Annotated in this window: 14 protein-coding genes; 8 read left to right on the plus strand and 6 right to left on the minus strand. The window is 57.2% G+C overall.

The genetic code is table 11. The features are described 5' to 3' along the window. Positions 1-22 precede the first annotated feature (22 nt). From KGA89_RS01260 to KGA89_RS01295, 8 genes are all read left to right on the plus strand, one after another. Positions 23-811, plus strand: coding sequence for an amino acid ABC transporter ATP-binding protein (locus KGA89_RS01260; protein WP_223470301.1), 789 nt, complete (start codon positions 23-25; stop codon positions 809-811). Continuing rightward, positions 811-1,467, plus strand: coding sequence for an amino acid ABC transporter permease (locus KGA89_RS01265; protein WP_223470302.1), 657 nt, complete (start codon positions 811-813; stop codon positions 1,465-1,467). The genes KGA89_RS01260 and KGA89_RS01265 overlap by 1 nt, the downstream gene beginning before the upstream one ends. Continuing rightward, the gene (locus tag KGA89_RS01270; protein WP_046063131.1) at positions 1,464-2,147 is read left to right on the plus strand and encodes an amino acid ABC transporter permease; all 684 of its coding nucleotides are present in this window, start codon (positions 1,464-1,466) and stop codon (positions 2,145-2,147) included. Before KGA89_RS01265 ends, KGA89_RS01270 begins: the two co-directional genes overlap by 4 nt. A 4-nt stretch (positions 2,148-2,151) precedes the next feature. Further along, complete coding sequence (locus KGA89_RS01275) at positions 2,152-3,579, plus strand: amidase (RefSeq protein ID WP_223470303.1); 1,428 nt, start codon at positions 2,152-2,154, stop codon at positions 3,577-3,579. Further along, positions 3,579-4,811, plus strand: coding sequence for a D-amino acid dehydrogenase (locus tag KGA89_RS01280; RefSeq protein WP_223470304.1), 1,233 nt, complete (start codon positions 3,579-3,581; stop codon positions 4,809-4,811). Before KGA89_RS01275 ends, KGA89_RS01280 begins: the two co-directional genes overlap by 1 nt. 26 nt (positions 4,812-4,837) lie before the next feature. Continuing rightward, entirely contained in the window at positions 4,838-5,206 is a 369-nt protein-coding gene (locus tag KGA89_RS01285; protein ID WP_014336535.1) for a RidA family protein, read from the plus strand. A gap of 156 nt (positions 5,207-5,362) precedes the next feature. Next, positions 5,363-5,680, plus strand: coding sequence for a type II toxin-antitoxin system RelE/ParE family toxin (locus tag KGA89_RS01290; RefSeq protein ID WP_223470305.1), 318 nt, complete (start codon positions 5,363-5,365; stop codon positions 5,678-5,680). After that, entirely contained in the window at positions 5,670-5,954 is a 285-nt protein-coding gene (locus KGA89_RS01295) for a helix-turn-helix domain-containing protein (protein ID WP_053178128.1), read from the plus strand. Before KGA89_RS01290 ends, KGA89_RS01295 begins: the two co-directional genes overlap by 11 nt. A 252-nt stretch (positions 5,955-6,206) precedes the next feature. On the opposite strand, the gene KGA89_RS01300 is transcribed toward KGA89_RS01295, so the two are convergent. From KGA89_RS01300 to KGA89_RS01325, 6 genes are all read right to left on the minus strand, one after another. Then, positions 6,207-7,532, minus strand: a complete 1,326-nt coding sequence (locus KGA89_RS01300; protein WP_223470306.1) for a hypothetical protein — start codon at positions 7,530-7,532, stop codon at positions 6,207-6,209. Positions 7,533-7,542: 10 nt separating this feature from the next. Further along, a complete protein-coding gene (locus KGA89_RS01305) occupies positions 7,543-8,445 on the minus strand; it encodes a hypothetical protein (protein WP_223470307.1) in 903 nt (300 codons plus the stop codon). Between the two features lie 364 nt (positions 8,446-8,809). Then, the gene (locus KGA89_RS01310) at positions 8,810-9,130 is read right to left on the minus strand and encodes a hypothetical protein (RefSeq protein ID WP_223470308.1); all 321 of its coding nucleotides are present in this window, start codon (positions 9,128-9,130) and stop codon (positions 8,810-8,812) included. Next, positions 9,127-10,107, minus strand: coding sequence for an integrase domain-containing protein (locus KGA89_RS01315; RefSeq protein ID WP_223470351.1), 981 nt, complete (start codon positions 10,105-10,107; stop codon positions 9,127-9,129). The genes KGA89_RS01310 and KGA89_RS01315 overlap by 4 nt, the downstream gene beginning before the upstream one ends. Beyond that, positions 10,085-10,444: a hypothetical protein gene (locus tag KGA89_RS01320; RefSeq protein ID WP_223470309.1), complete on the minus strand. Its 360-nt coding sequence runs from the start codon at positions 10,442-10,444 to the stop codon at positions 10,085-10,087. The genes KGA89_RS01315 and KGA89_RS01320 overlap by 23 nt, the downstream gene beginning before the upstream one ends. Beyond that, a complete protein-coding gene (locus KGA89_RS01325) occupies positions 10,428-11,828 on the minus strand; it encodes a YfjI family protein (RefSeq protein ID WP_223470311.1) in 1,401 nt (466 codons plus the stop codon). Before KGA89_RS01325 ends, KGA89_RS01320 begins: the two co-directional genes overlap by 17 nt. Positions 11,829-12,403 lie beyond the last annotated feature (575 nt).

Raw genomic sequence — 12,403 nt, forward strand, 5'->3', positions numbered from 1 at the left:
TAACAAAAAGAGGTTAGCCAAGATGTCGAGCCTGTCTGACACCGCGTTGCTACGTGTGCACGAATTACACAAGAACTATGGCGATCTGGAAGTGCTCAAGGGCATCAGCCTGGAGTTGAAGCCCGGTGAGACCCTGTCGCTGATAGGCCCAAGCGGATCTGGAAAGTCCACCTGCCTGCGTTGCATCAATTACCTGGAAAAACCGACTAGTGGCGAGATTTGGCTGGGGGACGAACTGATCGGGCAGGTCAAGGACGGTAAGCGCTTGCGCCTGATGAGTGACCGGGAGATGGCTGCGCAGCGCCGCGAGATCGCCATGGTGTTCCAGTTGTTCTATCTATGGCCGCACTTGAACGTGCGCGATAACGTCGCGCTCGGTCCCATCAAGGCCCAAGGCATGCCGCGCAAGCAGGCGTATGAGTTGGCCGACGCGATGTTGGAAAAAGTCCATCTGCGGCACAAGGCCGAGTCTTATCCCGAGCAATTGTCGGGTGGTCAGCAACAACGGGTCGCCATCGCCCGGGCTTTGGCCCAGCAACCGAAAGTGATTCTGTTCGACGAACCGACCTCGGCGTTGGATCCCGAGTTGGTCGGCGAAGTGTTGGCCGTGATTCGCGAGCTGGCGGAAGAGGGCCGCAGCATGATCATGGTCACCCATGAAGTGAGGTTTGCCCGCGATGTGGCGGATCGGGTGATCTTCATGGACGGCGGACGCATTGTCGAACAGGGGCCGTCGGCGCAAGTGATCGACAATCCTCGTCACGAACGGACCCGCAGTTTTCTTGGGCGCATGGCTGTGGAGAGCGCTTGATGGCGAATCTGGAAGCTTTCCTCGGGCTGTTGCCCTTGCTGTTGAAAGGCGCAATGAACGCGCTGGAAATCGCCCTCTGCACCTTAGTGCTGGCCAGCGCGGGCGGTCTGGTGTTGGCGGTTTTACTGACGTTCAGCCGATCGCGACTGGTGCACGGCGCCATCGCCTGTTTCATCGAATGGATGCGTAACGTGCCTGCGCTGGCGCACCTGTTTCTGATCTACTTTGGACTGTCCTATCTGGGAATCAATCTGCCCGCGTGGCTGGCGGCCATCGTCGGTTTGAGCCTGGTAGGCAGCGCAGTGCTGGCCGATACTTTCCGAGCTGGCTTGCAATCGCTGCACGTCGGCCAGCATGAAGCCGGGCAGGCCATCGGCTTGCACCGTATGCAAATTCTGCGCTACATCCTCTTGCCCCAGGCCCTGCGCGTTGCGTTGCCGGCTTATGCCAACTATGTCACGCAACTGATCAAGGACACGTCCATCGCCTCGGCCATTGCCGTGCCGGAAATCATGTTCCTGGCACGCAATCTCGTGACATCCACGTTCCAGACCTCGCTGATTTATCTGGCGGTGATGTGCATCTATGCGGCGATGATCCTGCCCATTGGCGTGGGATTCATCCGACTTGAACGTCATCTGGGGGCGGCGCGATGATCAGTTTTTTCCAGCAATACCCGGAATACTGGAGCGACTGGATCGCGCGCCTGCTACTCGGCGCACGGGTCAGCGCCGAGCTGTCCCTGACAGGCTTCGCCCTGGCGGCGCTGTTGGGCGCGTTACTGGCCTGGGCGATGAAGAGTCCCAGCGTATTGCTCAAGCGTCTGGCGGTGTTCTTCATTCAGGGGATGCGTGCGGTGCCGCTCCTGGCGTTGCTGCTGGCGCTGTATTTCACCTTGCCCAGTCTCGGGCTGACGCTATCGGGTTACTGGGCCGGAGCCATCGGTTTGGGTTTACAAGGCTCGGCCTACGTCGCGGAAATCCTGCGCGGTGGACTGGACTCCTTGCATCGCGGCCAACGTGAGGCGGCCATCGCCACCGGCCTGACGCCAGTGCAAGCCTTCACCGCCGTGATCTTTCCGCAAGCCATTCGCGGCATGTTGCCGCCGTTGCTCAATGCCTACGTGTCGATTCTGAAGGACAGCTCCCTGTGCGCCTTGATCGCCACCGATGAGTTGATGCTGGCGGCCCGGGCCATCGCGTCCGAATCCTTTTTGCCGATGCATATTTTCCTGCTGGTGGGGTTGTTCTATTTCGTCATCGCTTTCCCTCTTTCTCTGTTATCGCGAGTACTGGAAGTACGATTTTCTCGCGGACGCAAAACCATTCGAGGTTGAACACATGAACATCAAGGATCGAACCGCTTCCCACAGCATTGGCCAGTTGCAGCAAGCGCTGGAGTCCGGAGCGCTCACGAGCGAGTCCCTGGTTTGCGCGCAACTGGAGCGGATCGAGCGCTTCAACGGTCAACTCAATGCTTATGTCGAGGCCTATCCCCAGCGCGCGCTCGGTGCCGCCATCGCGGCCGATCGGCAGCGGGCTGCCGGTATCAACCTGGGGCCATTGCAGGGCATTCCGGTTGCGATCAAGGATTTGTTCGAGATCGACGGCAAGGCCATAACCGGTGGTTCGCTGGCACAGAAGCCGCGTATCTCGCGGCTCACCGCCACGGCAGTGCAGCGGCTGGAGCGCGCCGGGGCGATCATCATGGGCAAGACCCACACCGTTGAATTCGCTTTCGGGGGATGGGGCACCAATGCCGTGATGGGCACGCCGTGGAACCCATGGGATGCCGACGTGCATCGTGCTCCAGGGGGTTCCAGCAGTGGTTCAGCAGTGGCCGTGGCCGGCGGGTTGGCAAGCGCGGCATTGGGCACCGACACCGGCGGCTCGGTGCGGATTCCCGCAGGTATGTGTGGTCTGGTTGGCCTGAAAACCACACGTGGGTTGATTAGCCGTCACGGTTTGATTGAGTTGTGTCCATCGCTGGATTCGGTGGGGCCGATTACCCACACCGTCGAAGACGCCGCGTGGATGCTTGACGCGCTGCTGGGGCCGGACCCGCTGGATCCGGTCTCGGCCAAGTCGCCAGTGTTCAGCGCCGCGGCAGGCTTGAATCTTCCGGTGGCCGGTCTGCGCATCTGGGTGCTGCCACAGACCGAGCGCGTACACATCGCGCCTGGCGTATTGGCAGCCTATGACCAGGGGCTTGAGCAATTGGCCGAACTGGGAATGCATCTGGTCGAACAGCCGCTACCGACTTCACTGGAACAGTGCATGCGCGTCGCCGGTGGCCTCATGAGTGCCGAAGGCTACGCCAGCCTTGGTAGCCTGTTCGAGCGCGATGATCTGCGCTTCGATCCTCATGTGCAGCGTCGGGTGCTGAGCGGGCGCGCCATCGACGCGGCGGCTTATATCCATTTGCACAACCAGCGACGTGTTGCCCGTCAAGCCATGGACGAAGCCATGTCCAATGTCGATGCCTGTGCGTTTCCGACCAACGCCATTGGCAGTGTGCCGTTGAATCAGGTCGATGAGTACGGTACGCCCCTGGCCTTGCTCGGCCGTTTCGCCAACCTGCTCAATCTCTGTTCAGTGGCGCTGCCGGCGGGCTTCGACGAACAACGTATGCCGGTCTCGATGCAGATCGTCGGGCGTGCTTTCGCCGAACCCTTGGTCCTGCGGATCGCCCATGCCTACCAGCAAGTCAGTGATTGGCACCAACGGCGACCTGTGGGTTGGGACCTGTCGGACAGAGTGGTGGCGTAATGGATATCTGTGTCGTCGGTGCCGGAATCGTTGGCTTGAGCAGTGCCTGGTTTCTACACAAGGCCGGTCATAACGTCACCGTTATCGATCGTGCGGGGGAGGCCGGCATGGGGGCCAGTGCTGCCAATGGGGCGCAATTGAGTTACAGCTATGTGCAACCGCTGGCCGATCCCTCTCTATTGCCGGGCATTCCGAAGATGCTGTTGGCGCGCAACGGACCGCTGAAATTTTCGCCGCAATGGAGCGTGGAACAATGGCGCTGGTGTGTGGAGTTTCTCGCGGCCTGCCGTACGTCCATTTCGCGCCAGACCACTGTCGAGTTACTGGAACTGGCGCAGGAAAGTCGGCTGGCGCTGGACGCCTTCATCAGTCAGGAAAAGGTGCAGTGCGATTTCGCCCGTACCGGAAAACTGGTTCTCTACCCCGATGCTGAAAGCCTGCGCAAGGCCGGCGATCAGGTGAAATTCCAGGCCGCCCAAGGCGCCAAACAACAAAAAATCGTCAGCCCCGCCGAAGCCTTGTCGATCGAGCCTGCACTTGAGGGCTATAAGAAGGCGTTTCACGGCGCGATCCATACCGACAGCGAATGCGCGGTCGATGGGCGCAAGCTTTGCCAGGAGCTTGCGAGATTATTGAGCAAGCAGGGTGTGCGTTTTCTGTTCGACAGTGAGGTTGCCGCTTTCCGACGTGAACGCGGGCGCATCATCGCGTTGGAGATTCACCACGCCATCGAAGGCCCAAGTCTTTTAGGAGCGCAAGCGATCGTGCTGGCGGCTGGTGCTTACAGTGCGGGGCTATTATCAGCGTTCGGTGTGCGCATGCCGGTCTACCCGCTCAAGGGATATAGCATTACGTTGCCGATCACTGATTCGATGAATGCACCGACGGTCAGCGTCACTGACATGCGGCGTAAAACAGTGTTCGCCCGGATCGGTGATCGCTTACGCGTCGCGGGGATGGTCGAGTTGTGTGGGCTGGATGCGTCGATTCCGGTTAAGCGTATCGAACAACTGAAAGCCTCGACGCAGGCATTGTTCGGTCCGGGATGGAACGCCGATGATTGTCAGCCCTGGACCGGTTGGCGTCCGGCGACCCCCACCGGGCGGCCGATTCTGGCCGTCAGTGGTTGTGACAACCTGTACGTCAATAGCGGCCAGGGTGCGCTGGGCATGACCTTGGCATTTGGTAGTGCCCAGCGTTTGGTCCGACTGATCGGCAGCGCAGCGTCTTAACGTTCTCAATTCATGGAGTAAACCCGATGGCAACGATTCAACGTTTTCAGAGCAGCGTGCGGATGTCCGGTGTGGTCAGTCATGGCGATCTGCTTTACCTCTCCGGCCAGGTGCCCACTGATCTACAGGTTGGCATCGAAGAGCAGACGCAGCAGGTGCTGGCCAAGATAGAAGCCTTGTTGTCGCTGGCGGGCAGCGACAAGGGCCAGCTTTTGAGCGCACAGATATGGCTCAAGGACATTGATCGTGATTTCGCGCTGATGAATTCGGTGTGGGACGCCTGGTTGCCAGCGGATAGTGCTCCGGCACGGGCCACTGTTCAGGCACGTCTGGCGCGGCCTGAGGTGCTGGTGGAGATCATGGTTATCGCCGTGAAACCTGCTTCTGGTGTTTGAGAGGGGCGGGGCGACTCATTCTTTCGGGCACAAAAAAGGCACTTGCGTTAGGTGCTAAGTGCCTGAACCACAGGAAGGTGACCTGGATGATAAACGTGGAAGCATCCGACCAGCGCGTCTTGCATGGCTATACGGCCATGCCGTATATTTTTGGCAATGTCTACGATCATCGAAACCGAAATTTTCAAACGTTACGCTGAATCGATATGGCGTGATGACGAGCGTCAGGAGTTCATCACCTGGTTGGCTGCAAACCCGTTAGCTGGCGATGTGATTCCCGGCTGCGGTGGGTTGCGCAAGGTGCGCTGGTCTCGTGGCGGGATGGGTAAGCGTGGTGGTACGCGGGTTATCTACTACAACGCGCTTCCTGAAGGCCACATCTGGTTGCTGATTGCCTACGCCAAGGCGAAGTTCGACAACCTGCCGACCGCCTTCCTGAATCAATTGAAAGAGGAGATCAGCAATGGATCATGAAATGGAGAACTTTCAGAAAGACTTGTTGGCTTCGGTACGCCAAATGAAAGCTGGCAAGGCGGCACGCACAACCGAGGTGACGCTTTCGGCTGCGGCTGAGGCCAGGGCTAAAGTCGGTGTATCTCAAAGTGCATTTGCTGAGCTTCTAGGTGTCAGCCTGCGTACCTTGCAGGATTGGGAGCAAGGGCGCCGGCGACCTGCCGGTGCGGCACAAACCCTATTAAGGGTTGCAAGCCAGCACCCAGAAGCACTGCGAGACCTTCAAGCCATCTGACGCTGAATTGCTTCGCCAATAGCGACCGTTACCGATCAACGTCTCGGAACGATTTTCCCGCTTCTCTCTCCATGGAGCGCCGGGGTAATTTGAATCTACTAACTACGCTATTGATTTATAGCATTAATTTTTAGTTTGTTTTTTGGTTGGAATACCAATTGGAATACCGTGTGAAGTTGCACTCCACTTGACCAGCCTCGTCACTCCACTCCCATCCTGTTGATACTGCCCGAACTGATATGCTGACTGACTTCAATGGTCCACAGCGCCAGTCCTGCGGGCGTCCCAGAACAGGGGGAGCCAATTCACGGTTCTGTTGCTTAGAGTCACCTCACCGCCTAGCCACATCACTGGTAGCACGGGTTTAGGAATACTGGATGCAAACACAATAGTCGATGCGAAACTCATGGCCCCCAACTGCATCCTTGCAATTTTCTCTGGGGGTATCACCACGGACTCGCGGCTTTCACTGCCATCGGCCTTTCTTTCGAGGAAATACCGCACCAACTGTGATCCGATTTCACTGCATACGCCGAGACTCGCATCCCTCTCCTGGCCCCAGATCTCACTAGACGCGAAAGCATAGGGTTCGATCACGCTATCGATAGCCGTCCGTATGGATTGATCACTTCGATCTGTCAACGCAGGGAATCTGGTGTCAACCTCGTTCTGAAGGAAGGAAAAGTGAAAACCAGGTTTCGCCGAAGGAAATTGAAATTTTCCGGCAGAATTACGCACTGAAAACAGCCTTGCAGCGGAAAGACCTGCATCGCACGTGACGCAGTACCTGAAGACAATTTGGAGGTTTGACCGCATGAGCGCTTCATTTTGACTGAGCGCTTGCAACCTGTTCACTACCTCAACTCCGCTCCAGAGCCCATCCTCATAAATGTATAGAACATCAACATTCATGAAGACAAATATGTCTGGATTAGACAGGTCAATGGGAATGACACCTTGAGGATGCATATGCTCGAGAATAGACTTGATCGCAATCGAGCTACTGCCCGGCTCATCCTCATGGATATAACCATGGGCGATACGAACCCCGATATCGTCATAGGGTGCCGGTTTGAACGCTTCCCTTATCTCAGCATCGGTAACAACGCGCAGTGACTTAAGCAAATGCCGCCCGATGTCGCGATGTCCGAGCTCGGCGAATTGTTGCACCCACTGTTCAGGGCTGGCAGATTTAAGCGTAGACTTTTCCCATTGGCTTTCTGCATATGACTTCCAATGGATTTTTAAAGACATAAGTTCCGGTGTCATCGCTTGGAACATAGTTTTTGTGGTCGCACAGGGCCGACAACGTACCTCCTCGCTATCGAGCAAGCCCTTATCAAGCAACCCAGGCTGATAAAAAATCATACTAGACGAAGCATTGAAAAACTCATCAATGATTTCATCAGTATACTCTTCCACATTGACCTTTGGGGCGTTCAACACGCGTACGCTTACATGGCGTTCCCACCCAGCGCAGCAGGCGTCCGCAAGTTTTGAAATGAGACTAGCCGCGTCACGCGCATAAATGACTACGATCAGTTTTGGAAGAGAGAAAGCTGGCGAATATCCGTACACACCTCCTCCATCACTTCTTCGATTTAGAAAAGAACGCGTCCAGCAATGTCCCAGCCGGTAGCTTCAAATCGCGAAGATCAGCAATCGACATATTGCTCACCGCTTGGAGGACAATATTTCTAAACTCTTCATCGGCGCTCGCTTCAGCGTGCAGGTGGTGGGCCGGGTGCGAAGAGTTGGTCGTTGATTCAGGTATTGTCGTCGCCCTCTTTTTAGGTGCGACACGAGCGGTCGATGCCAAACTAGCCTGAGACCGCTGCATGATATCCAGCAATAACTCCCGTCGCTCTTCCGGAACATTTGAGCATCGAAGTCTGTCCGCGAACACTTCAAGAAGCTGGCCAATCCGGAATGCTGTCCAGGCCTTATAGAGTGTGAAATTACTGGACTTGAGCGCTTCCGACCATGCAGGATATGGCATATCCATAGGCGGTAAGCTGGGATTCATGCCCCCCTTTGACTCAGTCTCGACAAAATTACCGCGAATTTGGTAAAGCTCTTGTGGAGTAATATTTCTGATCAGAGTTGCATCGGCTGGCACATCACCTTGATGAGAAACATTGATTTTCAGTGGGTCGCCAATCAAAAAAACTTTTGATTTTGAGTTTGGGCGAACAAAGGAGCGCCAATAATCATAGTTAATTAATGGGTCCGCCTCAGAGTCTAACTCTCTGATGGAATATAAATTATCCGAACCTTTATTCCCGGTGCGTGTAAGAAATCCTGCGAAGTAATCCTCTATAAATCGTGTAACGCCGCCTTTGCCTGTAGGGTATAACTCACGAATGTCGAGTTCAGGCGTTAATTTACGAATCAACTCACCAAAAACAGCTCCTGTAATTGTTCTATCAGAGCGGTTATCTAAGGAGGCCTTGATCAGATTTACAGCGGCGCCCACTTCAGTCTGGTTCATTTCAAACCCTCAAAAGATAAAGGCCCGCCAATATGGCGAGCCTTTAATTTTATAAACTACCATCTTTAAGTAACTAAATTAGTAGTAAAATTCTTGCAAAATTTCCTATAGACTTTGTGCCAGTATAGGCGTCTACCTCTATACCGCGCTACCATGTCCGCAGAAGGTGCCGAATGGTCATCCAGTGCTCTCTAAAGCCTCCTGTCCCTTCGGTCGCATCGATCGATTGCTGACGTCGAAGGGGCACTGCATGTCAATCATAGCTCGAACGAAACCTCACATCAACTGAAGACACACCTCCCATGCATACTCTGCCAGTCTTCAATTAGCGAGATAGAAATCGTTCTGGTGCCGAGAGCGCTTGTCATGGCGCTCGTCCGATTAGCTTGCGCTCGGCTTGCCAGGCGTTGCTCATCAGCATTTCTCGGTCATTCCCTAATCGCTTCCAGACCAATAGGGCGGTGAGCCGATAGTAATACCGGGTGGCGTCGGAGTGGTCTTGCAGGTGCTGTGTGAAAAACCAGCGGACATGCTTGAGCTGCCAGGTCCAGGGATTATCGCGTTGCCATCGTTGTTGAATGGCTGCTTGCATGATTCGGGCTTGGCGTAGGTGGCGTTGCTGCGTGACCTTCGAGCCGGTCAGTACGCCGCTCAGGAACAGCGCCATATCGAAGGACTTGGTCATGCTCGACCTCCAATGTAGGCCGACATTACATCGATCCGGTTATGCCCGAGTTCAAGGCTGATCTGTTGGCGCGCCTGTTGATCGAGGTCGCGGTCAATGCGATAGCAGTGACCACCATTGACTGGAGCCGCGTGGCCAGTGAGCTGCTCGTAACGTTCGCAGGCGTAGGCCGCTCGCAGTTCATGAAAACCCTTCAGCCCTTGTTCATGCAGCAATTCACGGGCGGGGAGCACGGTCTGTTGCAGGAACGCGGTGTAGCTTTCGTCTCGGGCCAGCAAGTTGCGGCTGCCGGTTGGCGTTGCTTTACGAGCAAACTGCAGCGCTGCCTTCACCTCTTCATTTGCCACGACCCATCGCGGCGCTGAAGTCCCTGAGCGACCGCCTTTGGTGCCGTCCTGGATGTTGATGCGGCCTAAGTGTTCGGCTTCGCGGTGCAATCGTGGCAGGTCAGCCAGGATCGCTTCGCGCAGGCGCATGCCTGTTGTTCGGGCCAACAGGACAATCGCGGCCACCCGCTCGTGGTACTGTTCGCCAAGTGCCTCGAGTACTCGCCGCACCTGTTGGCGGTCTTGGCCATCCGGCGCGCGGGTGCGTACGCTCGAGCGCTGCAGTCCTAACGCCTGGCTCGGGCTGGCGATCCTCACGTCCTGATCACCGCGCAGCGCAGCGAGGGTGCGGTTGACGCTGCTCAGGCGGTTCTGCGCGGTCGCGATGCAGAGTTCACCTTGCTGGATCTGCTGGCGCAGGTAAGCGGCGTAGTCTTGCAGCGTCCGTCGATCGATCTGACGTGCATCGTTGTAACCGGGGCCTCCCTCGGACCGACACCAACGCACGAACGCTTGCCAGCGATCGCTATGCGCTTTGACCGTGGCGAAGTGGCCACCGGCAAACAAATCCTCTAGCGCTTGCGGGCCGGCATAACTTAGCTGGCGGCCGTAGCCAAAGTTGCGACTATCACGCCGACCGACCAGAGCCATCGTCATCACCGTTTTCGTTTGTTTGCAGAAAGAGCAGCAGGGCTTTCCAGTGAGAGCTGAGCCTGTCCACCTGCTGCCAGTGTGTCGGACGGATCAGGAGGGTGTTCTCGTGGTGTTGCAGCAGTGCCCCTTCCTCACGCAGTTGCTCGATCAGCAGGGCGAGGTTGGCAGGCTCTAGAGGTGGTGTGGCGACAGCGGCGACAGTGGTGACAACCCGCGTCGTTTCTGGCCTAGCGCGTGGCGACAGGGTGGCGACAGAGGCGGCGACACACCGCAATTCTGGCTGTGGTTGATGTTGCGCCCGGTGGCGGCGCACCGCGTCATTGAGGCGAAACATGGCGGACCTCGAAAGTTTTCCCGTCGCGACTGCTCAGCCAGCGAGAAGTGATCAGCACGACCAATAAAGAGGCAGTATGGTCAGCGCTCTTGCGGGCAAAACGAGGGCCGTTGCGATTGACGTCGCGAATGGTGAAGCGAGTCCAGTCTTTCTGCACCAGCCAACGCAGCAGTCGATCCGCCTCTTCGCATCGGCTATTGATCGGCGCCTGTTCGGTCAGGCGCTGGATCTCGGCCAGGTAGTAATCCATCAACGTGGAGGCGCGCTGGATGTGTGCTTCGTCCAACACACTGGCCTCTTCAACCATGGCCAGCACGCCCGCGATGCGCAGTACATTCGCCGCGGCCTTGCCCGCGACAGGCTGGACGCCGGCCAGCTCGCCGAACTCGCCAGACTGGCACTCGATGGTGTCGTGAATATCTATCCAGGCACGACGGGCACGGGGAGTCAGCTCCAGCGTGACAGGATTGAGTGACCCATCCTTGTGAAGCGACCAGGGCTTTTGCAGCAGGGCCGTGATCCGATGTTGGTAGCGCTGGACTTTGGCATCCCGGCTCAGGTTGATCGCCTTGTAGAGCCGCTGGCCGGCCAGGCGCTCGGGCCAACTGATCAGGCAACGGCCCAGGATGCCTTGGCCATTGATCATCGGGTCTTTGAACAGCTGGTTGGCCAGGTAGGGCTGCAGCATCAGGTGCAGGCTGAGGCGGCGATCATAGGCACGCAGGCTTTCTCCGGCCATGGAGCGGGCCCGGTCGATAGGGCTGCCATCCCACAGTGTCGACAAGGTGGTGATCGCCTTGAGCAGATTCTCTTTGCTCATGGTGCTGCTGCCCAAGAACTGGCCACCTTCATCATTGAACAAGCCCATGCTGGGTAAGCCCTGGCACAGACTTTTGACCAGGGCCTCAATGGTGGGCTCGGCAATGATCAGTCTCGGCGGAACTGGTTCGGACAGTTCACCGCCTTTCGCCTCGGCACGCTCCGTTGAGGTTTTGGGTTTGGCCATGATGTTGGTGGCTGCGCGATAGGCTTTGAGCTTTTCCGCATACAGAGTCCACTGCTGTCGTTCCCAGTCGCGCGCCGCTTTCAGTGCCAGCTGATCCACCGCGCTTTTGCGATCACCCGAGGACGCCACCGTCAGCAGGTAGAGGGACAGCGGATAGGTTCGGCCGTCGAGTAGGACATTGGCATGACCCTGGCTCACCAGGGCTGCGCTGGCCAGCACCGATTGTGCCGCCATTGCGCAGGGCACGCCGATCACCTGGGCCAGTCGCTCGACCGCAGAGCCCAACAGATCCCCCAACGCTTCGACCGGGTAGGGCAGTGGCGCCTGCTGGTATTCCAGCAATGGTTGTGGTGGCTCGAACGCTTCGCACTGTTGCATCACACTTCTCCTGAGATTATCGACTTCGTCCTCACTCATCCCGCCACGGTTGTTGAGTGTTATCAGGGATCAAGGCCCCTGCGACCTGTGAGGGTTGTCCACTAACGCGGGACTGGCGGCTCTTTACGACCGGGAGCTTGGGCATCTCATGATCTGGCCTCCTGAACACCGATAGCGGTGGGCGGGTGGAGGCTGCACTGGCTGACGAGACCGGTGCCGCGAGATCCTGAGTCGGGTGAAAGCAGTGAGGCGATGACCGGGGCATATCTGACTGTCAGTCAGGTGCAGTCCACTCCGTGGGCTGCGGCACCATCATCTGCATCGCTGTTGCTGGTGACTTCGGTGTTTGTCACGCCGATTGTCACGAGGGGGAATGCCGCAAAGCCTTGTACGAGTTGGGCTGCAGCAGCGGTAGGAGCGCCCGTCTCTTTAGGAGGCAAAGAGACGGGCAACAGGTTGGCGCAAGAAATGGCCAAGCGGATAAGTTGCTGCAGAGCAGCCAGGAGAAAGCCTGAGTTGCCACAGTGGGCAAAGTTGAGAAGTAGGCATCCATCACATCGCTGTGACTGTGCGAG

This window comes from Pseudomonas sp. A-RE-22, from assembly GCF_019956035.1.
Taxonomy (GTDB): Bacteria; Pseudomonadota; Gammaproteobacteria; order Pseudomonadales; family Pseudomonadaceae; genus Aquipseudomonas; species Aquipseudomonas brassicacearum.

What these genes read in the sequence shown, in the direction of transcription:
- KGA89_RS01260 (WP_223470301.1), top strand. Translation starts at nt 23, where the DNA reads ATGTCGAGCCTGTCTGACACCGCGTTGCTACGTGTGCACGAATTACAC.
- KGA89_RS01265 (WP_223470302.1), top strand. Translation starts at nt 811, where the DNA reads ATGGCGAATCTGGAAGCTTTCCTCGGGCTGTTGCCCTTGCTGTTGAAA.
- KGA89_RS01270 (WP_046063131.1), top strand. Translation starts at nt 1,464, where the DNA reads ATGATCAGTTTTTTCCAGCAATACCCGGAATACTGGAGCGACTGGATC.
- KGA89_RS01275 (WP_223470303.1), top strand. Translation starts at nt 2,152, where the DNA reads ATGAACATCAAGGATCGAACCGCTTCCCACAGCATTGGCCAGTTGCAG.
- KGA89_RS01280 (WP_223470304.1), top strand. Translation starts at nt 3,579, where the DNA reads ATGGATATCTGTGTCGTCGGTGCCGGAATCGTTGGCTTGAGCAGTGCC.
- KGA89_RS01285 (WP_014336535.1), top strand. Translation starts at nt 4,838, where the DNA reads ATGGCAACGATTCAACGTTTTCAGAGCAGCGTGCGGATGTCCGGTGTG.
- KGA89_RS01290 (WP_223470305.1), top strand. Translation starts at nt 5,363, where the DNA reads ATGTCTACGATCATCGAAACCGAAATTTTCAAACGTTACGCTGAATCG.
- KGA89_RS01295 (WP_053178128.1), top strand. Translation starts at nt 5,670, where the DNA reads ATGGATCATGAAATGGAGAACTTTCAGAAAGACTTGTTGGCTTCGGTA.
- KGA89_RS01305 (WP_223470307.1), bottom strand. Translation starts at nt 8,445, where the DNA reads ATGAACCAGACTGAAGTGGGCGCCGCTGTAAATCTGATCAAGGCCTCC.
- KGA89_RS01310 (WP_223470308.1), bottom strand. Translation starts at nt 9,130, where the DNA reads ATGACCAAGTCCTTCGATATGGCGCTGTTCCTGAGCGGCGTACTGACC.
- KGA89_RS01315 (WP_223470351.1), bottom strand. Translation starts at nt 10,107, where the DNA reads ATGGCTCTGGTCGGTCGGCGTGATAGTCGCAACTTTGGCTACGGCCGC.
- KGA89_RS01320 (WP_223470309.1), bottom strand. Translation starts at nt 10,444, where the DNA reads ATGTTTCGCCTCAATGACGCGGTGCGCCGCCACCGGGCGCAACATCAA.
- KGA89_RS01325 (WP_223470311.1), bottom strand. Translation starts at nt 11,828, where the DNA reads ATGCAACAGTGCGAAGCGTTCGAGCCACCACAACCATTGCTGGAATAC.